The 23,275-nt window shown below is 66.6% G+C and carries 24 protein-coding genes; 12 read left to right on the top strand and 12 right to left on the bottom strand.

What is annotated here, in order from left to right:
- Positions 1–16: 16 nt before the first annotated feature.
- Positions 17–502 (top strand): F0F1 ATP synthase subunit B, encoded by a 486-nt coding sequence (locus C8J36_RS08910; RefSeq protein ID WP_207897492.1) that lies wholly within the window; start codon positions 17–19, stop codon positions 500–502.
- Between the two features lie 416 nt (positions 503–918).
- Here the strand turns inward: C8J36_RS08910 and C8J36_RS08905 are convergent, their stop codons facing one another.
- The 3 genes from C8J36_RS08905 to C8J36_RS08895 all read right to left on the bottom strand — a co-directional run bounded on the left by C8J36_RS08905 (position 919) and on the right by C8J36_RS08895 (position 3,822).
- Entirely contained in the window at positions 919–1,533 is a 615-nt protein-coding gene (locus tag C8J36_RS08905) for a LysE family translocator (RefSeq protein ID WP_132534229.1), read from the bottom strand.
- Positions 1,534–1,797: 264 nt separating this feature from the next.
- Positions 1,798–2,487, bottom strand: a complete 690-nt coding sequence (locus C8J36_RS08900; RefSeq protein ID WP_062594907.1) for a ribonuclease HII — start codon at positions 2,485–2,487, stop codon at positions 1,798–1,800.
- 177 nt (positions 2,488–2,664) lie between these two features.
- Positions 2,665–3,822: a PA0069 family radical SAM protein gene (locus C8J36_RS08895; protein WP_132534227.1), complete on the bottom strand. Its 1,158-nt coding sequence runs from the start codon at positions 3,820–3,822 to the stop codon at positions 2,665–2,667.
- A gap of 233 nt (positions 3,823–4,055) precedes the next feature.
- On the opposite strand from C8J36_RS08895, the gene C8J36_RS08890 reads away from it, so the two are divergent.
- Positions 4,056–4,568 carry a glycosyl transferase gene (locus tag C8J36_RS08890; protein ID WP_132534225.1) on the top strand — a complete coding sequence of 171 codons (513 nt, stop codon included), beginning with the start codon at positions 4,056–4,058 and terminating at the stop codon, positions 4,566–4,568.
- Positions 4,569–4,584: 16 nt separating this feature from the next.
- Here C8J36_RS08890 and moaB read toward each other — a convergent pair whose 3' ends face one another.
- The 4 genes from moaB to C8J36_RS08870 form a co-directional block, all read right to left on the bottom strand.
- Complete coding sequence (gene moaB, locus C8J36_RS08885) at positions 4,585–5,121, bottom strand: molybdenum cofactor biosynthesis protein B (RefSeq protein ID WP_132534223.1); 537 nt, start codon at positions 5,119–5,121, stop codon at positions 4,585–4,587.
- Entirely contained in the window at positions 5,118–6,158 is a 1,041-nt protein-coding gene (locus C8J36_RS08880) for a 4-(cytidine 5'-diphospho)-2-C-methyl-D-erythritol kinase (protein WP_245506505.1), read from the bottom strand. Before C8J36_RS08880 ends, moaB begins: the two co-directional genes overlap by 4 nt.
- Positions 6,159–6,167: 9 nt before the next feature.
- Entirely contained in the window at positions 6,168–7,997 is a 1,830-nt protein-coding gene (locus C8J36_RS08875; protein WP_062594584.1) for a tetratricopeptide repeat protein, read from the bottom strand.
- 239 nt (positions 7,998–8,236) lie between these two features.
- On the bottom strand, positions 8,237–9,253 hold the full coding sequence (locus C8J36_RS08870) for a polyprenyl synthetase family protein (RefSeq protein WP_062594585.1): 1,017 nt from the start codon (positions 9,251–9,253) through the stop codon (positions 8,237–8,239).
- Positions 9,254–9,362: 109 nt separating this feature from the next.
- Between C8J36_RS08870 and C8J36_RS08865 the strand changes: the two genes are divergently transcribed.
- From C8J36_RS08865 to C8J36_RS08850, 4 genes are all read left to right on the top strand, one after another.
- Positions 9,363–9,587 (top strand): DUF2007 domain-containing protein, encoded by a 225-nt coding sequence (locus C8J36_RS08865; RefSeq protein WP_132534221.1) that lies wholly within the window; start codon positions 9,363–9,365, stop codon positions 9,585–9,587.
- 15 nt (positions 9,588–9,602) lie between these two features.
- On the top strand, positions 9,603–10,451 hold the full coding sequence (locus tag C8J36_RS08860; RefSeq protein WP_132534219.1) for a methyltransferase: 849 nt from the start codon (positions 9,603–9,605) through the stop codon (positions 10,449–10,451).
- Between the two features lie 89 nt (positions 10,452–10,540).
- Positions 10,541–11,416: a S49 family peptidase gene (locus tag C8J36_RS08855; protein ID WP_132534217.1), complete on the top strand. Its 876-nt coding sequence runs from the start codon at positions 10,541–10,543 to the stop codon at positions 11,414–11,416.
- 36 nt (positions 11,417–11,452) lie between these two features.
- Positions 11,453–11,638: a hypothetical protein gene (locus C8J36_RS08850; RefSeq protein WP_062594588.1), complete on the top strand. Its 186-nt coding sequence runs from the start codon at positions 11,453–11,455 to the stop codon at positions 11,636–11,638.
- A 25-nt stretch (positions 11,639–11,663) separates the two neighbouring features.
- On the opposite strand, the gene C8J36_RS08845 is transcribed toward C8J36_RS08850, so the two are convergent.
- On the bottom strand, positions 11,664–11,987 hold the full coding sequence (locus C8J36_RS08845; RefSeq protein ID WP_132534215.1) for a type II toxin-antitoxin system RelE/ParE family toxin: 324 nt from the start codon (positions 11,985–11,987) through the stop codon (positions 11,664–11,666).
- Complete coding sequence (locus C8J36_RS08840) at positions 11,984–12,265, bottom strand: hypothetical protein (protein ID WP_132534213.1); 282 nt, start codon at positions 12,263–12,265, stop codon at positions 11,984–11,986. The genes C8J36_RS08845 and C8J36_RS08840 overlap by 4 nt, the downstream gene beginning before the upstream one ends.
- A gap of 109 nt (positions 12,266–12,374) precedes the next feature.
- Here C8J36_RS08840 and C8J36_RS08835 point away from each other — a divergent pair, with 109 nt between their 5' ends.
- A complete protein-coding gene (locus C8J36_RS08835) occupies positions 12,375–13,361 on the top strand; it encodes a glycine--tRNA ligase subunit alpha (RefSeq protein ID WP_132534211.1) in 987 nt (328 codons plus the stop codon).
- An 84-nt stretch (positions 13,362–13,445) separates the two neighbouring features.
- On the opposite strand, the gene C8J36_RS24860 is transcribed toward C8J36_RS08835, so the two are convergent.
- Complete coding sequence (locus C8J36_RS24860) at positions 13,446–13,604, bottom strand: hypothetical protein (protein ID WP_156468077.1); 159 nt, start codon at positions 13,602–13,604, stop codon at positions 13,446–13,448.
- 426 nt (positions 13,605–14,030) lie between these two features.
- On the opposite strand from C8J36_RS24860, the gene C8J36_RS08830 reads away from it, so the two are divergent.
- The 5 genes from C8J36_RS08830 to C8J36_RS08810 all read left to right on the top strand — a co-directional run bounded on the left by C8J36_RS08830 (position 14,031) and on the right by C8J36_RS08810 (position 21,015).
- Positions 14,031–14,582: a LemA family protein gene (locus tag C8J36_RS08830; RefSeq protein ID WP_062594591.1), complete on the top strand. Its 552-nt coding sequence runs from the start codon at positions 14,031–14,033 to the stop codon at positions 14,580–14,582.
- A 151-nt stretch (positions 14,583–14,733) separates the two neighbouring features.
- Positions 14,734–16,011 (top strand): 3-phosphoshikimate 1-carboxyvinyltransferase, encoded by a 1,278-nt coding sequence (gene aroA / locus C8J36_RS08825; RefSeq protein WP_132534926.1) that lies wholly within the window; start codon positions 14,734–14,736, stop codon positions 16,009–16,011.
- Between the two features lie 49 nt (positions 16,012–16,060).
- A complete protein-coding gene (locus C8J36_RS08820) occupies positions 16,061–18,055 on the top strand; it encodes a DUF2207 domain-containing protein (RefSeq protein WP_132534924.1) in 1,995 nt (664 codons plus the stop codon).
- 129 nt (positions 18,056–18,184) lie between these two features.
- Positions 18,185–20,503, top strand: a complete 2,319-nt coding sequence (gene glyS / locus C8J36_RS08815) for a glycine--tRNA ligase subunit beta (RefSeq protein ID WP_132534209.1) — start codon at positions 18,185–18,187, stop codon at positions 20,501–20,503.
- A gap of 8 nt (positions 20,504–20,511) precedes the next feature.
- Positions 20,512–21,015, top strand: coding sequence for a DUF523 domain-containing protein (locus C8J36_RS08810; protein WP_281029230.1), 504 nt, complete (start codon positions 20,512–20,514; stop codon positions 21,013–21,015).
- 172 nt (positions 21,016–21,187) lie between these two features.
- Here C8J36_RS08810 and C8J36_RS08805 read toward each other — a convergent pair whose 3' ends face one another.
- Together C8J36_RS08805 and purD are read right to left on the bottom strand one after the other, a co-directional pair.
- Entirely contained in the window at positions 21,188–21,802 is a 615-nt protein-coding gene (locus C8J36_RS08805; RefSeq protein WP_132534207.1) for a plant virulence effector HPE1-like domain-containing protein, read from the bottom strand.
- 116 nt (positions 21,803–21,918) lie between these two features.
- Positions 21,919–23,187, bottom strand: coding sequence for a phosphoribosylamine--glycine ligase (purD, locus tag C8J36_RS08800; protein ID WP_062594594.1), 1,269 nt, complete (start codon positions 23,185–23,187; stop codon positions 21,919–21,921).
- Between the last annotated feature and the right edge of the window lie 88 nt (positions 23,188–23,275).

Genomic DNA, 23,275 nt, shown 5'->3' with positions numbered 1-23,275 from the left:
GAGAAGACAGATGGATTTGACCTCTCTGGCCACATTCTGGGCCACCGTCGGCCTGGTGCTCTTCCTCGCTCTCATCGTGTACCTCAAGGTACCCGGCATGATGGGCAAGCAGCTGGACGAACGCGCCGCGCGCATTCGCAACGAGCTTGACGAAGCCATGCGCCTGCGCGAGGAAGCCCAGGCTCTGCTGGTGGAATACCAGAGGAAGCGCAAGGAAGCCGAAGCGGAAGCCGCCAACATCGTGGCCGCCGCGGAGCGCGAAGCCGAAGCCCTGACCGCCGATGCCAAGCTGAAGACGGAAGAATTCGTCACCCGCCGCACCGCGCTGTCCGAGCAGAAGATCCGCCAGGCCGAAGCCGACGCGATCAACGCCGTGCGCGCCACGGCCGTCGATATCGCCATCGCCGCCGCCGAACGCGTCATCACCGCCAAGGCCGACGCCGCGACCCAGCAGTCCCTGTTCGCCAACGCCATCGGCGACGTGAAGGCCCGGCTGAACTAGGCTCACTCCGGCGCCGGGGCGGGCGTCGAGGCTTGCCTGTCCGATGGACGGGACGGCCTCTGCGAAAGCCCCCGACATGAACGAAAGGCTGGCCATGTGCCGGCCTTTTTTCGTTTGGGCCGGGTTGGTACGCCCTGGCAGATTTAACCGACGGGTATTCGAGAGGGATCGCCACGGGCTTGGTCGAGGCAGAGAAGAGTGGTGGCCGACCATCAAGGCCCTGTTCCGAGGCTGCCCCTCACCCTAACCCTCTCCCCGCGGGCGGGGAGAGGGGACGTGGCCCGCTTGACGGTTCGAGGGGGGAGCGGAAGCGATGCCCCAAGTCCCTTCTCCCCGCTTGCGGGGAGAAGGTGGCGGCAGCCGGATGAGGGGCGGGCCACACACCGAAGCGCCAGCCCGTCTCCCAACCAAAAACCTCACCGTGCGGCGACGATCCCGAGGCCCGTACCGATCATCAGCCCGCCGGCGGTGCGGTTGACCCGGCGGATGACCTTCGGGGTGCGCAAGAGACGGCGCGCCCGTGTGGCGAGCAGCACATGGCCGCCGATGACGACCGCTTCGACCGCAAGGATGATCGCCGCGAGTTCGAGCAGCGTCGCCGCCGTGAACGTCGTCCCCACCACGTTCGGCAGCAGTGCGAGATAGAACAGCGGCATCTTCGGATTGCCGAGGTTGAGGGCAATGCCTGTGCAGAAGACGGCGGCGAGGCTGCCGCGATCGGAGACCGCCTGCATCTGCGGGAGCTGCGGCGGCGCGGTCCAGAGCCGGAGACCCATCCAGACGAGATAGGCGGCGCCTGCAAACCGCAGCACCGTCATCAGTGTGCCCATCTCGGCTGCGAGCACCGAGAGCCCGAAGCCGGCCAGCGACAGGAAGACGAGGATGCCCGCGACGGTGCCCGCGCCATAGGCAAGGCCCGAGGCGGGACCGTGGGAGATCGTCCGCAGCACGATCGTCATATTGTCCGGCCCGGGGCTGGCCGCGAAAACGAAGAAGGTCAGGGCGAAAGCGGAAAGCGTGACGGCATCCATGTCGATCTCCTCGGGCGGCGGGACTGCCGCGGGACCGAGGCTAGGCAGAAAGAGCCTTTCCTGCAATGAGAAGATGCAGACGCTCTGCGGTCATGACGAAGCCAAAGCCCGGCAAAATGGCGACAGGATGGCCGCGTCGGCCGTCTCCGCCGGCCAAACGGCGCTCATGCGAAAGCCGAGACGCACGCGTGGGTAGGGATTGGCTGCACGCCGCGCGCCCGCTCATTCGCCCGATCCAAAACCTGCGACGCATCGTCTTCCGGGCTATGGCAGTTCGACCAGCACGATCTCCGCAGCGCTGTCGTCGGGTCGCAGCGGCCGAAAGGTCATGCGATGCAGGCGGCAGGGGCCGTGCAGCGTGATGGCGCTGCGATGACGCGCGGTGGCATAGCCGGCATGCAGGGCGAAGCCATAGCCGGGAAACACACCGTCGGCTCGGGTCATCATCCGGTCGCGCGCGACCTTGGCGACGATCGAAGCCGCGGCGATGGAGAGCGACCGGGCATCGCCCTTGACGACGGCGCGGCCTTCGCAGGCCAGCCCCGGCGGCACGTCGCGCCCATCGGCAAGAACCAGGGCCGGCCGCCGATGCAGGCCGCAGACCGCGCGCCGCATGGCGTCGAGGCTCGCCTTGCGGATGTCGGTGCCGTCGATGCGGGCCGCACCCGAGGAGGCGATGGAGACGGTGGAGGTCGCAAGGATTTCCGCAAACAGGACTTCGCGCCGCTGCGCGGTCAATTGCTTGCTGTCGTTCAGCCCGTCCGGAATGCGTTTCGGGTCGAGGATGACGGCGGCGGCGACCACGGGGCCGGCAAGCGGCCCCCGCCCGGCCTCGTCCGTGCCGGCGACCGGCCACAGGCCTTCCCGCTTCGCGGCCGTCTCCAGGCTGAAATCCGGCGTGAGGCGGATGTCGAAGAGAAGCGGGGAATCGGTCGTGGTGGTGCGGCGTGCCATGGCGGCAGGGTCGCACGAGAGGCCGATTCCCCGCAAGGCCCCCAGGAGATGCGGCGGCGCCTGGGGGCGGAAGACCGGCAACGTTGCGGACGCCGCCGGTCTCGAGTGACCGCATGGTACGAGGGACATGCGGTCCCATTCAGCATCCGGCGCGTACCGGACGAGGAGGACGGGTCGTCAGAGCAGCGAGAGCTGCACGCCCGTTCCGAGCGGCGGCACGAAGATGTCGCAGTTCAGCGCCCGCCGGTTGGTGTTCAGCTCCAGCCGCTTGGCCGCGAGGTCGAAGCGCCGGCCGATCTGCCAGGCATAGGGGCCGGCACCCTTCATCCGCTTGGTGAAGTCGGCGTCGTAATCCTTGCCGTCGCGCATCGAGCGCACCAGCGACATGACATGGCGGTAGCGATCCGGATAATGCTGCAGAAGCCAGTCGCGGAAGAGCGGACTCACCTCCAGCGGCAGGCGCAGGAGAACATAGCTCGCCTCGGTGGCACCCGCCGCCTTGGCGGAATCGAGCACCCGCTCGATCTCGTGATCGTTGAGCGCGGGAATGACCGGCGCCATCAGCACGCTGGCCGGAATCCCCGCCTCCGACAGCTTGCGGATCGCATCCAGCCGCTTTTCCGGCGTCGAGGCGCGGGGCTCCATCAGCCGGGCGAGCTTGCGGTCGAGCGTCGTCACCGACAGGCCGACGCGGGCGAGACCCTTCTCCGCCATCGGCGCGAGGATATCGAGGTCGCGCAACACCATCGCCGACTTCGTGACGATCATCACCGGGTGATCCGCCGCCTTCAGCACCTCCAGGATCTGGCGCATGATCCGCCATTCCTTCTCGATCGGCTGATAAGGGTCGGTATTCGTGCCGATGGCGATCGGCTTCACCTTGTAGCCGGGCTTGGCGAGTTCCCGCTCCAGCAGTTTCGCCGCATCGGGCTTGGCAAACAGCCGCGCCTCGAAATCGATGCCGGCCGACAGGCCCATATAGGCATGGGTCGGCCGGGCAAAGCAGTAGATGCAGCCATGCTCGCAGCCGCGATAGGGATTGACCGAGCGGTCGAACGGGATATCCGGCGACTCGTTGCGCGAAATGATCGTGCGCGGCTTTTCCACCTGCACCTCGGTCTTGAACGGGGGCAGATCCTCGAGCGAGTTCCAGCCGTCATCCTCGGTGCTGCGGCTCACCGGCTCGAAACGGCCGGAGGCGTTCACGCCCGCGCCACGCCCGCGGCGACGATCCACGTCGATGCGAAGGCCGCTCTCGACCATCAGTGCGTCGGCCACATCGGCCCGATTGCCGGGCGCAAAGGCGCCCTGCCTTACATGGGACAGATCGTTCATGGGACACTCCGGGGACATGGGCGACCCGACTTTCGCCAAATCGCCATGTCGTTCTCTCTGGTCTTATTGCTATCGCCAAAATGAGAACAATGCAAGAACAAATCCGAGAGGACGCCGCTCTCGGCTCTCGTGGCAGCCGCCTGCCGCCCGCCGATTCATGATGAACGGAGGGAATCTGCCGGTCGATCCTCCGCTTTCATGGCAATCCTGTGTGCAATGCGGTAGGAACGGCGATGCTCACGATCCTGATGGAAACCCACGATAGCGAGACGAGGCTGGCCCAGTCCCTGGCCGCGCTGGTGGCCGGTGCGGTGGAAGGTCTCGTCAGCGACGTCATCATCCTCGATCACGGCTCGCGCGATGCCTCGCAGCGGGTTGCCGATGCCGCCGGCGCGCGCTTTCTGACCGAGTGGGACATGGCGGACGTGATCGGCTCGGCGCGCGGCGAGTGGCTGCTGCTGATCGAGCCGGGCGCCTGGCCGCTCGGCCGTTGGGTGGACGAGATCGCCGAGCATATGGCGATCGGCCGCGGCCCCGCACGCTTTTCCGCCTCCCGCCGGCATCGGCGGCCGCTTCTGGCGCGGTTGGCGTCGCGCCGCCCGCCGCTCGAGCAGGGCTTTCTCATCAAACGCGTGCAGGCGGCCGGCATGGCGAGACCCGGCATGACGATTGCCGATTTCGTCACCCGCCGCGGCGTCCATCGTCTGTCGAGCGAACTCATGCCCGCCTGGGCCTCGGGTCGTTAGAAAGCGGCGCGCGCCGTCACCGCTTCAGGTGTTCGTCCAGCCGCGGCATGATCTCCACGAAATTACAGGGGCGGTGGCGCAGGTCGAGCTGTTGGCTGAGAATTCCGTCCCACGCGTCCCGGCAGGCCCCGGGCGAACCCGGCAGCACGAAGACGAAGGTGGCGTTCAGCACGCCGCCGGTCGCCCGCGACTGGATGGTCGACGTGCCGATCTTTTCATAGGAAATGCGATGGAAGATGGCGGAGAAGCCGTCCATCCTCTTGTCGAACAGCGGCTCCAGCGCCTCCGGCGTCACGTCGCGGCCGGTAAAGCCGGTGCCGCCGGTGGTGATCACGACGTCGATGCCGGGATCGAGGCTCCAGGCGGTCACCTGGCCGGCGATGGCATCGCGGTCGTCCGGCACGATGCCGCGGGCGGCAAGCGTGTGGCCGGCCTCGGTCAGGCGCGCGACCAGCGTATCGCCGGATGTGTCGGTGTCCGGCGTCCGCGTGTCGGACACGGTGAGGACCGCAATGGAAACGGGCACGAAGCTGCGGGCGGTGTCGATCGTCATGGTGTCGTGGTCCTCTCGGCGGCGGCCGGGTCCGAGCCCCGCGTGGTGCAGGACAGGAGATACCAGTCCGGATGGGCGTTGCGGATGCGCTCCGCGGCGAGATCGCGCGTTTCCCTGTCGAGAAACAGCCCGAAACAGGTGGCGCCGGAGCCGGACATGCGGGCAAGGGCTGCGCCCGCGTCCCAAAGTGCCGCCCGCGCGCGCCCGATCACCGGCACCAGAGACAGGGCCGGCGGCTCCAGATCGTTGCGCGTTTTCGCAAGCGCCGAAATCCAGTCCGCGGGCGTGGCGAGACGGTCGGGCAGCGCCAGCGGCGGATGGGTCTTTTCGGTCAGCGCGCGGAAGACGGCAGGCGTGGAGACCGCGACACCCGGATTGACCAGCAGAGCCGGAAATTCGGGCAGGCCGGAAACGGGCGTGATCGCCTCGCCGATCCCCCGCGCGATCAGCGGCCGGCCGGTCAGGCACATGGGCAGGTCGGCCCCGAGCGACAGCCCCAGCGCGGCCAGATCCAGTGAGGCCAGATCCCGTGCAGCAGAATCCGGATCGCTCTCCGGCGCCTGTCCCCAGATCCGCCGGAGCCCGGTCAGCGCGGCCGCCGCATCCGCCGAGCCGCCGCCGATGCCCGACGCGACCGGAAGGTTCTTTTCGAGATGCAGCGCGACCGGCCCGCAGGGCAGGGCGAGCGCGGCCAGCCGGATGCGCAGAAGGTCGCGCGCCTTCAGCACGAGATTGCCGCTTTGGCCCTCGGCCTCCACCGGCACATGGCCGGCAAACGGGCCGGAAACGGTGAAGCTGTCGGCCTCTACTGCGGCCAGAGACAGGCGGTCGCCGGCATCCGTAAAGGTCACCAGGCTTTCGAGCAGGTGATGGCCGTCGGCACGCTGGCCGACGACATGCAGCGCGAGATTGATCTTTGCCGGCGCCGCAAGCACCAGCGGCACGCGGGCGCCCCGTTCCGCGGCAAAGACGTGGGTCGCGGACGCAAGGATGGCCGACGCATCGGAAGCGGCCGGCATGCGAGGCGTGTCAGCCACGGGCCGGTATCAGGACTTCTTGCCGGGAACCGTCACTTCCGGCGGCTTCGGCTTGCCCTCGGCCTCGGCGGCTGCGGGAACCTTGGCCTCCACCGGCGGCAGGCCATTCTCGATCTTCGCCTTGATCTTGGCGATCTCGTCGTCTTCCGGCTTCAGCTCCAGCGTCTGGTTCCACTGGAACACGGCTTCCAGCTTGCGGCCGACGCGCCAGTAGGCATCGCCCAGATGGTCGTTGATGGTGGGGTCGCCGGCCATCAGCTCGGCGGCGCGCTCCAGCTCGGCCACGGCCTCGTCGAACTGCCCCAGGCGGAAATAGGCCCAGCCGAGCGAATCGACGATGTAGCCGTCATCCGGCTTCAGGTCGACGGCGCGGCGGATCATGTTCAGCCCCTCTTCGAGGTTGATGTTCTTGTCCACCCAGGAATAGCCGAGATAGTTCAGCACCTGCGGCTGGTCGGGGTTCAGCTCCAGCGCCTTCTTGAAGCTCGGCTCGGCCTTTTCCCATTCCTTCAGGCGCTCATAGGCGATGCCGCGCTGAAAATAGATCGACCAGTCGCTGCGCTTGGGCACCGGGCCGACGATCTCGACGGCCTTGTCGTAGGTGACGGCCATCTCCTTGTAGTCCTTGGCGTCCGAAAGCACGCTGCCATAGGCGACGTAGCTGCGGATGTCCTTCGGATCGAGGTCGATCAGTTCGCGCAGATGCTTCTTGGCATCGTCCACCTTGCCGACTTCGGCAAGCGCCAGACCCAGCTGCATTTCCGACAGGCGGCGCATCGGCGAGCCCTGCGGCACCTGCTGATAGAGCGCGATGGCCCGCTCCGGCTTTTTCAGCGTCTCGGCGATGCCGCCGAGCATCACGAGGATGTCGGCACTGTCGGGATCGAGCGCGCGCGCCGTCTGCAGGTAGAGCGAGACGATGTCTTCCGCCCCTTCGCGATTGAGCGCGGCACCGACGGAGAACAGCACGGCGGCGGCGCCCTGGCTGGCGTTGCGGACCTGCTGTTCCTGCGGCTTGCCGTCCTCGATGCTTTTGCGCAGCGCATCGAGCGGAGCGTAATTGTTGACGAAGTTCTGCCCGAGCGAGATCGTGTCGAGCGCCTTCTGCTTGTTGCCGTCGGTCGCTTCCAGCCGTGCGAGCGCGATGATCGAGCGGATGAACGTGTCCGGCGCCGCACCGCCGCCATTGCGGTCGGTCACGGCCTCGTTGAACTTGGTGCGCGCGGTCTGCTTGTCGCCGGCCGCCAGCGCGATCGCGCCCTGCTGGTAGTTCTTGAAGATGGCGAACCAGTCCGGGCCCTTCATGTCCTGGATCATGGCGATGGCGTCCTTGGGCTTGCCCTGTCCGGCCTTCGCCCAGGCCAGAAGCAGCCCGTTCATCATCCGGTCGAGATCGTTCGGCCCGGAATATTTCAGGATCTTCTCCGCGTTGCGGAATTCCCGTCGGCTGATCGCATCGACGCCGCGCACGACGGTGGTGATCCGCTCGACCGAGTCATCGGTCTTCAGCTCGTTCGCGATCTTCACGCCTTCGGCGAAGTTGCCGTTCATCAGCGAGGTGATCATCAGCCGCTGCTTCACCTCGACATTGTCGGGCTCGAATTCCAGCGCCGTCCGGTAGAGCTTGGTCGCGGTGTCCAGATCGTGATCGACGTCGGCCGTGCGGGCCGCGAGGAACGATCCGGAAAAGCTGTTGACGGAGTTCACGTCGAAGGGCTTGGCGGCGGCTTCCGTCGCCGGGGCCTTCGCCTCTTCCGCGAGCGCCGGGCCGGAGACGAAGCCGGCAAGCGTCAGAAACGCCACGCTGGTGAGCATCCGAAGAATATGTTTTTGCCGCATGACAAGCCTTTCGTTTCGGATGCGCCGCGCAAGCGCCTAACCGGAATCAGTTCTGTAGTGATAACGCAGTCCGCGCAGAACCGGAATTGCGCCCGGCGCAGAACCGAAATTGCGTCCAGCCGGGGTCGGCTCCCTTCGAGAGCATCACCCTTGGTTGCGGCAGGCTTGGCAAGACAGAATGGCTTTTTTGGCGCACGCCGCCAGAAATCGCCCATCCTGCTCGACCTGCATCACCAGCGTCAGTTCACCCGGTCGATGCAGAAGTCGATGACCTCCAGCAGCGCATCCTTCCACGGCGAGGCGGGAAGGGGGGCGAGCGCATCGCGCGCAATCATGCCGTAGTGCTTGGCCCTTGCGATCGTGTCGGTCAGCCCGCCATAGCGCGTGATCAGCCCCATGGCGTGTTCTAGGTTCGCGTCACTGGCATTGCCGCCCTCGATCGCGTCCTTCCAGAACGCACGCTCCTCCGCCGTTCCGCGCCGGTAGGAGAGGATGACCGGCAGGGTGATCTTCCCCTCGCGAAAATCGTCGCCGACATTCTTGCCGAGATCGACCGATTTGCCGCCGTAATCGAGAACGTCATCGACCAGCTGGAAGGCAAGGCCGAGGTTCATGCCATAGGATTTCAGCGCGTTGCGCGCCGAGCGGTCGGTCTTGGCGACGATCGGGCCGACTTCGGCGGCGGCGGCAAAGAGCGCGGCGGTCTTGGCGCGAATGACGGCGAGATAGTCGTCCTCCGTCGTTTCCATGTTCTTGGCGACGGAGAGCTGCAGCACTTCGCCTTCGGCGATCACCGAGGCGGCCGTCGAGAGAACGTCGAGCGCATCGAGCGAGCCGACCTCGACCATCATCCGGAACGCCTGGCCGAGCAGGAAGTCGCCGACGAGCACGCTGGCCTGGTTGCCCCAGATCATCCGTGCCGTGGACTTGCCGCGCCGCAGGTCGCTCTCGTCCACCACGTCGTCGTGCAGCAGGGTTGCCGTGTGCATGAACTCGACGCTGGTCGCGAGCTTGACATGCGCATCGCCCTTGAAGTCGAACATGGCGGCGGAGGCCAGCGTCAGCATGGGACGAAGCCGCTTGCCGCCCGACGAGATCAGGTGGTTGGCAACCTCGGGAATCATCTCGACATCCGAACCCGCCTTGGCCAGGATCAGCTGGTTGACCCGCTCCATGTCGGCTTTGGTCAGATTGACCAGCGGCTGCACCGAGGCCTGTTTGTTCTTGCCGTCTTCCAGCGGTATCACGACGCCCAAGGCGAAGCACTCCTGTTCAAGCTATTCTTCTGAGAATAGAAAGGGGGGGCTTTCGCGGCAAGTGGCGATTTGCCCCAGGGCACCGACGAATGGGAAAAAAGCGAGCCAGATGAAAGAATTGATCCGTACCAACGACGCCGTCGTCCTCTCCTTCGCCGAAAGCCTGATGCGCGACGCGGGCATCATCTGCTTCATCGCCGATCAGGGCATGAGCATTCTCGACGGTTCGCTCGGCCTGCTGCCGCGCCGCCTGATGGTTCAGGGCGAGCGCGCCGACGAGGCAAGGACCATCCTCTCGGATGCGGGCCTCGCCGCAGAACTCCGGGATCGATGAGGCGCGGGGCCGCTCATGACGCTTGAGAAATCTCCCGATCGCACGTCCGTTGATCCCACAGAAACGGCCCTGACGGCCGAGCCGGCCGTTGCGGCCGGGGAGACGGTGGACAGCTTTCACCGCGGTCGGTTTCACCTGGTCCAGCCGCTCGGCCGCGGCCATCGTGCCGGCATGGATGCGATGCTGCTCGCAGCCCTCGTGCCCGATCCGGGTTCGACGCCGATCAAGGTCGCCGATCTCGGGGCCGGCGCGGGTGCGGCCGGCATGGCGGTGGCCGTCCGGGTGGCCTCGGCGCAGGTGCTCCTCGTGGAGCGGGCGGCCGAGATGGCCACCTTCGCCCGCCGCAGCCTCGCCCTTCCGGGAAATGCCGCCTTCGCCGACCGTCTCGACGTGCTGGAGGCCGATGTGGCCCTGTCCGGGCGTGCGCGGGTCGAGGCCGGTCTGCCGAGCGATGTCTTCGACCATGTCGTCATGAACCCGCCCTTCAACAATGGCGCCGACCGCCGGACGCCGGACGCCCTGAAGGCTGCGGCCCACGCGATGAACGACGGGCTGTTCGACGCCTGGCTCCGCACGGCCGGCGCGATCCTGCGTCCCGGCGGGCAGGTGTCGCTGATCGCGCGGCCGGAATCGATCGGCGAGATCGTGGCCGCCTGCGGACGCCGCTTCGGTGGCCTGGAGATCACGCCGCTCCTGCCGCGGGCCGGCGAAAACGCGGTGCGCATCCTCGTCACCGGCATCAAGCAGTCCCGCGCGCGCCTCTCTCTGCGCGCGCCGCTCGTCATGCATGGCGAGGGCTCCCATGCCTTCCTGGCCGAGGTGGACGATCTCAACAATGGGCGCGCCTTCTACGCCCGCCGCTGAATTTCCCGTGATCCCGTGGGCCGTGCCATTGCGCCGGCCGGGCCAGTGCCTACATCCGGAAGAGATGACATGCGGAAAAGGAGACGGATTTGGCCGGTTTCATCAAGAGGTTGCTGCCGAAGCGCTTTCGCAGGCAGGGTGTGACGATCCCGGTCGTTCGCCTGCACGGGGCGATCATGGCCGGCGGCAGCGCCTTCCGGCCAATGCTCAACATTGCAGCCGTCGCGCCGCTTCTCGAACGCGCCTTTGCCGACAAGGACGCGCCGGCCGTCGCCATCGCCATCAATTCGCCGGGCGGCTCGCCGGTCCAGTCCCGGCTGATCTACCAGCGCATCCGCGATCTCGCGGTGGAAAAGAACAAGCGCGTCCTCGTCTTCGTGGAGGACGTCGCGGCGTCTGGCGGCTACATGATCGCGCTCGCCGGTGACGAGATCATCGCCGATCCCACCTCCATCGTCGGCTCCATCGGCGTCGTCTCCGGCGGCTTCGGCTTCACCGAGCTGCTCGACAAGGTCGGCATCGAACGCCGCATCTACACGGCTGGCGAAAACAAGGTGATGCTCGATCCCTTCCAGCCGGAAAAGGAAAAGGACGTCGCCTATCTGAAAAGCCTGCAGCAGGAGATCCACGGCGTCTTCACCGGCATGGTGAAGGCACGACGCGGTCACCTCCTCACCGACGACGGCGAAATCTTCTCCGGCCTGTTCTGGACCGGCGAGCGCGCTCGCGCCCTCGGCCTGATCGACGGTCTCGGCGACATGCGCGGCGAACTCAAGCGCCGCTACGGCGAAAAGACGGAACTGCGGCTGGTCAGCGCCTCGCGCGGCCTGCTCGGACGCCGCCAGCCGGGTGTCGCTGTCGCAAGCGGGCTTGCGACGGGCGCAAGCGCGCTTGCGCTTTCCGCCGTCGCCGGTCTTGCCGAAGCGGCAGAAGAAAAGGCATTATGGGGCCGGTTCGGTCTCTAGGGACAGGCCGCACCCCGTCTCCCTCTGGAACCCAAGATGCCGCAACTCATCCTCCTCCTGATCGTCGCCGCCATCGCCTGGTTCGGCTACCGCAAATTCGTGCTCGACGCCGAACGCCTCGCCCGCCAGCGCGAACGCGTGCGCAAGCAGCAGCAGACGGGGTCGCAAGGCACGCTTGTGCAGGACCCCGCCACGGGTGAATATCGGGTGAAGCAGGATTGATCGCAGCGGAACGAGGTCGCGCCAATTATGTCAGGCGCCCTTGCACGGAGACCATCCAGTCTGAGCCCGCATAACCGACGTGGCGCACGACGACGGTCTTGATATCTTCGTGAACGGTGATGCAGATAACCGCCTTCTCGGCTGCCGGTACGACGCGAAAATTGTCGGGGAAGTCGGCGCGGATCGAGCCGCGATAGGGAAAAGCAGCCAAGGCTCTCACCACGGATTCGATGTCGCGCAATATTCGTTGGGCGGCCTGTTTTCCGGCGTAGTTTGCAACGAGGTCGTAGATCTCGACGAGATCCTGCTCGGCCTCCCGATGATAGCGCACCCGGTAGCGTGTGCTCATTGCCTTTCGCGGGCAGCGATGCGCGCGCGAACGCGGTCGAAGAGGTCGTCTTCATCCATCGCGATTGTCTCTTCGATAGGCGTGTCCAACCGCCGACGCAACTCTTCCGAATTGAGGTGGAGGACCTCATCGACAGCCGCCTGATCCTGGCGGATCATCATATTTTCGAGGCTCGCAGCAAGCACCGTATCGACGGATGGGAACTGTCCGTCTTCGACCATCTTCTCCGCATATCGCATCAGATCTTCCGGCAAGGTGACGGTCGTCTTGACATTCATCGGCGTCTCCATCGCAAATCTGCGCCCAGGATAGCTTAAACATTGACCCCTGTCGCCGCCCGTGGCACTCGTCCGGTCTCGTCTTTCCGTCACCAGCGATTGATCTGCCATGTCTGCCCTGTCTGCCTTGCCCGATTTGCCCGACCTGCCCGACCATATGAACCCGAAGCGCTCGTTTCAGGCGCTGATCCTGACCCTGCACGCCTATTGGGCCGACAAGGGCTGCGCGGTGCTGCAGCCTTACGACATGGAAGTGGGCGCGGGCACGTTCCATCCGGCGACCACCTTGCGGGCGCTGGGTCCCAAACCCTGGCGGGCCGCCTATGTGCAGCCCTCGCGCCGACCGACCGACGGGCGCTATGGCGAAAACCCCAACCGGCTACAGCATTACTACCAGTATCAGGTCATCCTGAAGCCGAACCCGTCGAACCTGCAGGAGCTCTATCTCGGCTCGCTCGCCGCCATCGGCCTCGATCCGCTGCTGCACGATATCCGCTTCGTCGAGGACGACTGGGAAAGCCCGACGCTGGGCGCCTGGGGTCTCGGCTGGGAGTGCTGGTGCGACGGCATGGAGGTCTCGCAGTTCACCTACTTCCAGCAGGTCTGCGGCATCGAGTGCTCGCCGGTCTCCGGTGAACTGACCTATGGCCTGGAGCGGCTGGCCATGTATGTCCAGGGCGTCGACAATGTCTACGACCTCAACTTCAACGGCCGCGAAGGCGCGGAAAAGATCAGCTACGGCGATGTCTTTCTGCAGGCCGAGCAGGAATATTCGCGGCACAATTTCGAATATGCCAATACGGCGATGCTGCACCAGCACTTCATCGATGCGGAAGGCGAATGCATGGCTTTGCTGAAAGCTGGCGCGCCGGGGGACAGCGCCAACCGCGCTCTGCACAAATGCGTGTTCCCGGCCTATGACCAGTGCATCAAGGCAAGCCACGTCTTCAACCTGCTCGATGCCCGCGGCGTCATCTCCGTAACGGAGCGCCAGAGCTATATTCTGCGGGTGCGCACGCTCGCCAAGGCCTGCGGCGAAGCCTTCCTGATGACGGACGCCGGCGGCGTCAATCTTTCGGCGGCTGCGGCGGCCTGAAGGCTGGGCCGCCGAGCGTTTGTCCGGGAACGGTTAGAACCGGTTTTCCCGACAAGACAAACGCAAACAAAGCGACCTGGCGGCTCAGCTGTGCCAGGAGCGCTGGACGGGGCGGTGAATGTTGACCGGCGCGCTGTCGAGCATCGGCGGCGTGAAGCGATGGCGTTCGCCGCGCAGCGCGACGAGATGGCTGATGCCGGTGAGCATCACGGCAGACAGGGCGATGATGGCAAGAAGCGTCATGTTCACGGTCTCCTAATCTGGGGGAAGCCACGGCTTCCGAATAAGGTTGTCAGGCCGTCATTGCCGACGGGACGGTGCCGATGCACCAGGCGATGCATCCATGACACCCGGCAGCGCGAACACCGCTGCGACGTCGGTCGTCGTCCGGGACCGGCGGTGTCTCGCGCAGAGAGGTGCCGCCATGTCCACCATCGGAAATCAGGGGATGTCGCGCGTCCTGAAGTGCGCCGGTGCGTCGTCATCGTGAATTCGATTATGACAGCGTAAGCCGGATCGAGGCTGACGCCAATCCCGACAAATCGTGACTCATTTCCAGTGAAAGGACGCCGTCGAAGCGTGCGCCAGGACTGCAAGACGGTGGGCAGCGGGGTAAAAGCGCGCTATGGAGATGCGGGCAGCCCGCAGGGGCATCGGGGGAGAGAGAAAATGATTGCAGGTCTCGTCATTCTGGTCGTCGTCGCCGGCTATCTCGTCCTCGTCTATAACGGGCTGGTCAAGGCGCGGAACGTCAAGGAAGAGGCCTGGTCGGGCATCGACGTGCAGCTAAAGCGCCGCGCCGACCTGATCCCCAACCTGCTCGAAACGGTCAAGGGCTATGCCGCCCACGAACGCGGCACGCTGGAGGAGATCGTCAACCTGCGCAATCGCGCCCAGGCCGTGCCGGCCGGCGATGTCGCGGGGCGGGCGCAGGCGGAAGGCCTGCTCGGCCAGGCGCTCGGCAAGCTGTTTGCCCTCGCCGAAGCCTATCCCGACCTCAAGGCCAACCAGAATTTCTCCGAGCTGCAGGCCTCGATCGAAGGCACCGAAGACGAGATCCAGATGTCGCGCCGCTACTATAACGGCGCCGCGCGCGACCTGAACGTCAAGGTCGAGAGCTTCCCGTCCAACCTCGTGGCCGGCCCGCTCGGCTTTTCCAAGGCACCCTATTTCGAGATCACCAACGAGACCGATCGCGCCGTGCCGACGATCAAGTTCTGACCCGCCCGATCCCGGAGTTCCATCGATGCCGGGCCGTGCTTGAAAGGCCCGGCGCGCAGAAAGATCACAAGAGACCGTCCGCATGAGCAATGCTCCCATATCCCAGACGACAGCCCAGACGACAGCCCAGAAGCCGGCGCTCAAGACCGCGATGCAGAAAGCCCTGACCATCACGCCGCCGACCCATCCGCTGGTCGGTGCCGTCAGCCCGCCCGGTTCAAAATCGATCACCAATCGCGCGCTGCTGCTGGCCGGCCTTGCAAATGGCACGAGCCGGCTGACGGGGGCCCTGCGCAGCGACGATACGCGCTATATGGCCGAGGCCCTGCGCGCCATGGGCGTCGAGGTCCGCGAGCCCGATCCCACCACCTTCGTCGTCACCGGCACCGGCCGCCTTGCCGCGCCGTCCGCACCGCTCTTCCTCGGCAATGCCGGCACGGCGACCCGATTTCTCACAGCCGCCGCCGCCCTGGTCGATGGCACCGTGATCGTGGATGGCGACCCGCACATGCGCAAGCGGCCGATCGCGCCTCTGGTCGATGCGCTGCGCTCGCTCGGCGTCGAGATCTCGGCCGAGACCGGCTGCCCGCCCGTCACCGTCACCGGCAAGGGCCGCATCCCCGGCCGCCGCGTCGAAATCGATGCCGGCCTGTCGAGCCAGTACGTCTCCGCCCTGCTGATGGCCGCAGCCGGCGCGGCGGCATCGGGCGACACCGGAGAGCCGCTCGAAATCGTGCTCGCTGGCGACGAGATCGGCGCGCGGGGCTATATCGACCTGACGCTTGCCGCCATGCGGGCTTTCGGCGCCCGCGTCGAGCAGGCCTCGTCCTCCGTCTGGCGCGTCTGGCCCACGGGCTACACCGCAGCCGATTTCCGCATCGAGCCCGACGCCTCGGCCGCCACCTATCTCTGGGCGATGGAAAAGCTCACCGGCGGCCGCATCGATCTCGGCGTGCCCACGGCGGAGTTCTCGCAGCCGGATGCCCGCGCGCATGATGTCATCGCCCGGTTCCCCCATCTCCCTGCCGTCATCGACGGGTCGCAGATGCAGGATGCGGTGCCGACGCTCGCCGTGCTCGCCGCCTTCAACGAAACCCCGGTGCGCTTCACCGGCATCGCCAATCTGCGCGTCAAGGAATGCGACCGCGTGCGCGCGCTGTCGCTCGGCCTGTCGAACATCCGCGCGGGCTTGGCGACCGAAGAGGGCGACGACCTGCTGGTCGCCTCCGATCCGGGCCTTGCCGGACAGACCCTGCCGGCCGAGATCGACACCTTCGCCGATCACCGCATCGCCATGAGCTTCGCGCTGGCGGGCTTGAAGATCGGCGGCATCGCCATTCTCGATCCGGATTGCGTCGGCAAGACCTATCCGGATTATTGGGACGCGCTCGCCTCGCTCGGCGTCGACATGACCCTGCGGTCGGCCTGATCCGATGCGGCACGCGGGAGACACGGTCCGGACGGGGTTGGTGGCACGCATGGCGCAGGCGCGGGAGACGGCATCGCGCCTGTCGCGCTTCGTCGCAGGGCTTGGCGTCGCCCTTCTCCTGCTCGCCCTTCTCCTGCTCGCGGGTCTCACCGCGGGTCCGGCCGCGGCCGAAGAGCGCATCCTCTCCTACGACGCGCAGATCGAGGTCGCCCGCGACGGCACGCTCACCGTTACCGAGACCATCCGCGCGATCGCCGACGGCAACCTGATCAAGCGCGGCATCTACCGCGATTTCCCGCTGACCTACACGACCGACGATGGCCGCACGCACCGCGTCGGCTTCAACCTCGTCTCGGTCGAGCGCGACGGGCAATCCGAACCCTCGCGCACCGAAAACATCGACGGCGGCATCCGCATCTACACCGGCGACAAGGATGTCTTTCTGGAGCAGGGCGTCCATACCTTCGCGCTGACCTACACCACCGACCGCCAGATCCGCTATTTCGAGGATCACGACGAGCTTTTCTGGAACGTCACGGGCACCGGCTGGGCCTTTCCGATCGACGAGGCGAGCGCCACCGTGCTGCTGCCGGGCGGCGCGCGGCCGCAGGCGCTGAATGTCTTTACCGGCGCCTATGGCTCCAAGGAAAAGAACGCGCGCGGGTCTCCGGCCGGCAATGGCGCGACGTTTCGCACCACGCAGCCGCTCGGTCCGAACGAGGGCCTGACCATCGTCATGCGCCTCAAGAAGGGCGTGATCGCACCGCCGAGCGAGGCGCAGCTGCGCGCGGCCTGGTGGCAGGAAAACATGGCCGCGATCCTGGCCGGCGTCGGTCTTCTGGTCGTCGCGGTCTATTACGGCTGGATCTGGCGGCGGGCCGGGCGCGATCCGGATGGCGGCGTCGTCGTGCCGCGCTGGGACCCGCCCGAAAACGCCTCGCCGGCGCTGGTCAACTACATCGACAATCGCGGCTTTGCCGATGGCGGCTGGACCGCGATCTCGGCCGAAGCCCTCAACCTCGCCGTCACCGGCCGCGTGGTTCTGGAGGATCTGAAGAGCGCGCTCGTCATCGCCGCCACCGGCAAGACGCCCACGGGAAAAGCGGCAACCGACACGCTGCCGACCGGCGAGGCCGCCCTGATGCGGGCCGTGGATGCGGCCGGCGGCCGGCTGGTCATCGACCGGGAGAACGGCCCCGCCGTGCAGAAAGCCGGAGACGCCTTCCGCAAGGCGATGGAAAGCGAGCATCGCGGCAGATATTACAAGGCGAATATCGGCACGATCATTGCCGGCATCGCGCTTTCCATCGTCTTCATCCTGGCGATCCTCGTGCTCGGAACGCTCGACGATGCCGGTGCGGCCATCGTCATCGTGCCCGTGATCATTGCGGTCTTCGTCGCCATCTTCATTGCCGTCTTCGGCCGGTCCATCCGCCGCACATCGAGCTTTGCCGGGCGCATCGCCGGCATCGTCGTGCTGACGGTCATCGGCTTCGTCGGGGTGACCGTCTTCGGCGGCCTCGTCGCCTCCATCGCCTTCGATGCGGTGGAGACGCACCAGCTCCCGCTGCTCGCCGGCATCGGCGGCATCGTGCTCGTCAATCTCGTCTTCCTGTTTCTCATGGGCGCCCCGACGCCGGTCGGCGCCCGCCTGTCGGCCCATATCGCCGGCCTGCGGCAATATCTGACGCTGGCCGAGCAGGAGCGCATGAACATGGCCGGCGCGCCCACCATGTCGCCGAAGCATTATGAAACCCTGTTGCCCTATGCCGTGGCGCTGGGGGTGGAAAAACCCTGGTCGAAGACCTTCGACGCCTGGCTCGCGACCGCCGCGGCCGGTGCCGCCGCCTACACGCCCGTCTGGTATTCCGGCCAGGGCGGCTATGGCGGCTTCGGCGATCGCATGGGCGGCTTTGCCGGCTCGATGGCCGGCGCCATGCAGTCCTCGCTTCCCCCGCCGCCGAAAAGTTCCAGTTCGGGCTTTTCCTCCGGCGGCGGCTTTTCCGGCGGCGGTGGCGGCGGCGGCGGGGGCGGCGGCTGGTAGGCGGTCGTGATCCCGGGCAAACGGGGCTGGCAAACAAGGTGGCCAAACCGCGCCTATTCTGGTGACTTTTCCGGCCGGGATTGCTAAGGCGACGGGCATCCGTTCGCTTCATCGAAAAGTCTGAGTGCCATGCCCGATCTTCTGCTTGAACTTCGCTCCGAGGAAATCCCTGCCGGCATGCAGCGCAAGGCTGCCGGCGACCTGAAGAAGCTCTTGACGGACGCCATGGTCGAGGCCGGGCTGACCTATGAGGGCGCCCGCGAATACTGGACGCCCCGCCGCCTGACGCTCGACATTCGCGGCGTCACCGCCCGCTCGGCCGATGTGCGGGAGGAGAAGAAGGGCCCGCGCACCGACGCCAACGAAAAGGCCATCGAAGGCTTTCTGCGCGCCGCAGGCCTCGGCTCGATCGCGGAGGCGCATGTGCATTCCGATCCGAAGAAGGGCGATTTCTACGTCGCGCATCTGGTGAAGCCCGGCCGTGCCGCCGAGGCGATCGTCGCCGACGTCATGCCCGGCATCATCCGCAATTTCCCCTGGCCGCGCTCCATGCGCTCGGGCGTCGCCTCCACCCGTCCCGGCGCGCTGCGCTGGGTGCGCCCGCTGCAGTCGATCGTCTGCACCTTCGGCCCTGAAAACGAGGAGACCCAGGTCATCGCCTTCGAGGTCGACGGTCTGGTCGCCGGCAACGTCACCTATGGCCACCGCTTCCACGCGCCGGATGCGATCACGGTGCGCCGCTTCTCCGATTATGTCGAGAAGCTCGAAAAAGCCAAGGTCGTGCTCGATGCCGAGCGCCGCAAGGAGATCATCGCCGCCGACGCCGGCAATCTGGCTTTCGCAAGCGGCCTGGAACTGGTCGAGGACGCAGGCCTGCTCGAAGAGGTCTCGGGTCTGGTCGAATGGCCGGTCGTGCTGATGGGCACCTTCGACGAAGGCGACCTGTCGATCCCCTCCGAGATCATCCGGCTCACCATCAAGACCAACCAGAAGTGCTTCGTCACCCGCCGTCCAGGCGAGGAGACCCTCTCCAACCACTTCATCCTCGTCTCCAACATCGAGGCGAAGGATGGCGGCAAAGAGATCGTCCACGGCAACGGCAAGGTCGTCCGCGCCCGCCTCTCCGACGCCCGCCATTTCTGGACCCGCGACCAGGGCGACCTGCCGGACCTCGAAACCCTGCGCCCCTCGGCCGAAAAATTCGACCTCGACCTTTCAAAACCGCTCGACCAGCGGATGGCCAAGCTCGACGCGCTGAACGTGACGTTCCACGCCAAGCTCGGCACGGAGGGCGAACGGGTGCAGCGCATCCGCGCGCTCGCCGCCGATCTCTGCGCCGTCACCGGCGCGGACCCGGCGCTGGTCGATCGCGCCGTGGTGCTCTCGAAAGCCGACCTGCGCACCGAAGCCGTCGGCGAGTTCCCCGAGCTCCAGGGCATCATGGGCCGCAAATATGCGCTGCTGCAGGGCGAGACCGAAACCGTGGCCACCGCAATCGCCGAACACCGCAAGCCCCAGGGCCCGACGGATGTCGTACCGACGGACGCGGTCTCGCTGACGGTCGCGCTGGCCGACAAGCTCGATACGCTGGTGGGGTTCTGGGCGATCGACGAGAAGCCGACGGGGTCCAAGGACCCGTTCGCATTGCGGCGGGCGGCTTTGGGCGTCAACAGGGTCCTGCTGGAGCGCAAGATCCGCGCCGCGCTCACGTCGGTCTTCAAGGCGCATGGACCCCGCGTCGTCGCCGATATCAAGGCCGGAGATGCCAGCACCTTCGGTGACGAACAGGCCGCCGACCTCCTGTCCTTCTTCCACGACCGCCTGAAAGTCTACCTCCGCGATCTCGGCGCGCGGCATGACCTGATCGATGCCGTGCTTGCGGCTGGCCCCTCATCCGTCCCTTCGGGCCACCGTCTCCCCGCAGGCGGGGAGAAGGAAGCGGCAGCCTCTGCGTTATCCTCCCCTTCTCCCCGCCTGCGGGGAGAAGGTGCCCGGAGGGCGGATGAGGGGCAGGCCGCATCCGCCAACGACGACCTTCTGATGGTCGCCCGCCGGGTCGAGGCGCTGACGGCGTTCGTGACGTCGGAGGAGGGGCTGAACCTGCTCGCCGGCACCAAGCGCGCGACGCAGCTTCTGGCGGCCGAAGAGAAGAAGGGCGCCGTGATCACGGACACGGTCGATCCCGCTCTGTTCGCTTTGCCGGCGGAAGGCGAGCTTTATGCCGCGGTCGGCACCGCGACATCGACCGCCGCCGAAGCGGTCGCGCGCGAGGATTTCCGCGCCGCCATGGAAGCGCTCTCGACGCTGCGGGCGCCGATCGACCGGTTCTTCGCCGATGTCCTCGTCAATGACGAGAACCCCGCGATCCGGGCGAACCGCCTCGCACTGCTCGGCCGCATCCGCGCCGCCACCGGCACGGTTGCGGATTTCTCGCGCATTGCAGGCTAAGCGGAGCGGTGGGCGCGGGGTCAAAGATTCTCGTCAGCGCCTGCCTCATGGGCCAGGCCGTCCGCTATGACGGCAAGGCGAAGCCGCTGCGCCATGCCGCGCTCGATCGCTGGCAGGCCGAGGGCCGTCTGGTGACGATCTGTCCGGAAATGTCGGCCGGCATGCCCGTGCCGCGCCCGCCCGCCGAAATCGCGGATGGCCGCAGCGGCGCGGATGTGCTCGCGGGCGAGGCCCGCGTCATCGAGGCGACGGGGCGCGATATCACCGACGGCTTCCGGCAGGCGGCGGAAAACGCGCTGGCCCTGGCGCTTGCGACCGGCTGCACCCACGCGCTGCTGATCGACGGCAGCCCGTCCTGCGGGTCGCGCAGCATTTACGATGGCGGCTTTACTGGGCGAAAGCAGGCCGGCGAGGGCGTGGCCGCGGCGCTTCTGCGCCGCAACGGCATCCGGGTCTTTGCCGATCACGAGATCGACGCCCTTGTTGAAGAGATTGATGGCGGCCGAGATTGATGGCGGCGGAGATTGATGGCGGCCGAGATCGATAGCTTCGATCGGGAACGGCCATAGCCCACAAAAAAAAATTGCGCCCCTGCTTCTCTCAGGGACGCAATTTTCTGCCTTTTGACAAGGCGCTTGCCCGTGAGGCCTGGAGGCCGGCGAGGGCAGGGACTGGAAGTCGCGATCAGTTTAACCGAAGCTGAAGGCTTTGCCCATCAAAATCGTGTGAAGATGATTCGGCGGCCGGCGGAGGGCTGCTGGGCGCCGCGGAAACGCCTGGGGACGCGGCCACCGAGGCCGAAGCGATCGAGATCGCCGTCGTCGGGCTGAGCGACGCCGTGGTCATCGCCGTGTCCACCGCGACGTTCATGCCGGTTTCCGCCGCCGCGCTGCCGCCGACCGCACTGATCGCTGTCGCACTGATCGCCACGGCCTGGATTGCAAGGGCAGGCTGAGCCGGCTCGCCGCGCGCAAGCTTGATATCCGCGTCCGATGCCTTGCTGACGAAGGTCACGGGCGAGCCGCCGAGCCAGGCTTCCGCCCGGACGATCTTCATTTCGCCGTTGATTTCCTTGAGTTCGCTTCGATCCGTGCCGGGCTCGAGCGCGGGCACGACATAAGTCACCTCGCGCGCATCGGGCTTGAGGGCCGGACACGCGGTGCACGGCATCACCGTCACGCTCGGCGTCGAGGTCGGCGGCGCGTGCAGGTATTCGAGCGACGAGGCCGTGGCCGAAAAAGCGGTCAGGGCCGGGATGGCCGAGGCAAAGGCGATGCTCGCCAGCAGAAATCCGCGCATCAGTGTCTCCCACATATCTGGGAGCACGATAAAGGTCCGCGGTTACGGTCCCGTCAGGAGAATTGGTAAAATTTGAATGAACGGCGCGAAAATGCGGCCCTCGACGGAAACCGCGTTCAGGCGGTGCGGCCGATCGCGCGCCAGCCGATGTCGCGCCGGCAGAAGCCGTTGTCCCAGGAAACCTTGTCGACGGCGGCATAGGCCGCATCCCGCGCCGCTTCCACCGTGTCGCCGATGGCGGTCACGTTGAGCACGCGTCCGCCGGTCGCGACCAGCGCCCCGTCCTTCAGCGCCGTGCCCGCGTGAAACACCTTCATCGCCGCCTCTTCCGGCGGCAGCGCGGCGATGGGCGTGCCCTTGTCATAGGCTGCGGGATAGCCCTTGGAGGCCATCACCACGGTCAGCGCCGTCTCCTCGCGCCAGTCCGCCTCAAGGCCGGCCAGCCCGCCGGTCGCGGATGCGAGCAGCAGCGGCAGCAGGTCGCTCTTCAGCCGCATCATCAGCACCTGGCATTCCGGATCTCCGAAGCGCACATTGTACTCGATCAGTTCCGGACCCTTTTCGGTGATCATCAGCCCGGCAAACAGCACGCCTTCGAACGGATGCCCGCTCTCGGCCATGCCGGCGAGCGTCGGCGCGATGATCTCGCGCATCGTGCGCTCGACCATGTCGTCGCTCATCACCGGGGCGGGGGAGTAGGCGCCCATGCCGCCGGTGTTCGGCCCCGTATCGCCTTCGCCGACGCGCTTGTGGTCCTGCGCGGAGCCGAGCGGCAGCGCGGTCTTGCCGTCGCAGAGGCAGAAGAAGCTCGCCTCCTCGCCGTCCAGAAAAGCCTCGACCACGACCTCGGCACCGGCCGCCCCGAACGAGCCGGAGAAGCAGGCCTCGACCGCATCGACGGCCTCCGCGACGGTCATGGCGACCGTGACGCCCTTGCCGGCCGCAAGCCCGTCCGCCTTGATGACGATCGGCGCACCCTGTTCATGAATATAGGCGATGGCCGGGGCGGCCTCCGTAAACCGGCGATAGGCGCCGGTCGGAATGTCGTAGCGGGCGCAGATATCCTTGGTGAACCCCTTGGAGCCCTCGAGCTGGGCTGCCGCCTGCGAGGGGCCGAAGACGAGGATGTTTTCCGCCCGCAGCATGTCGGCAAGGCCGGCGACCAGCGGCGCCTCGGGGCCGACCACGACGAACTCGATCCCGGCGCTGAGGCAGAAGGAGAGAACCGCCTCGTGGTTCTCCACGTCGATCTCGATCAGCGTCGCCACATCGGCAATGCCCGGATTTCCGGGGGCGGCGAAAAGCTGGGTGAGGCGGGGCGACTGGGCAAGCTTCCAAGCCAGGGCATGTTCGCGCCCGCCCGAACCGATCAGCAATACCTTCATCGTATCTCGTCCTTAAACCAAACGCGGGAAGCAACCGGGGAAGCAAACCTTGCTGTTGCGGTTAGAGCGGCGCTCCCGCCGGGTCAAG

It is taken from the genome of Rhizobium sp. PP-F2F-G48, assembly GCF_004342335.1.
Classification (GTDB): domain Bacteria; phylum Pseudomonadota; class Alphaproteobacteria; order Rhizobiales; family Rhizobiaceae; genus Ferranicluibacter.
The sequence above is the reverse complement of the archived record's forward strand: the minus strand, read 5'-3'. Positions and strand labels throughout refer to the sequence as shown.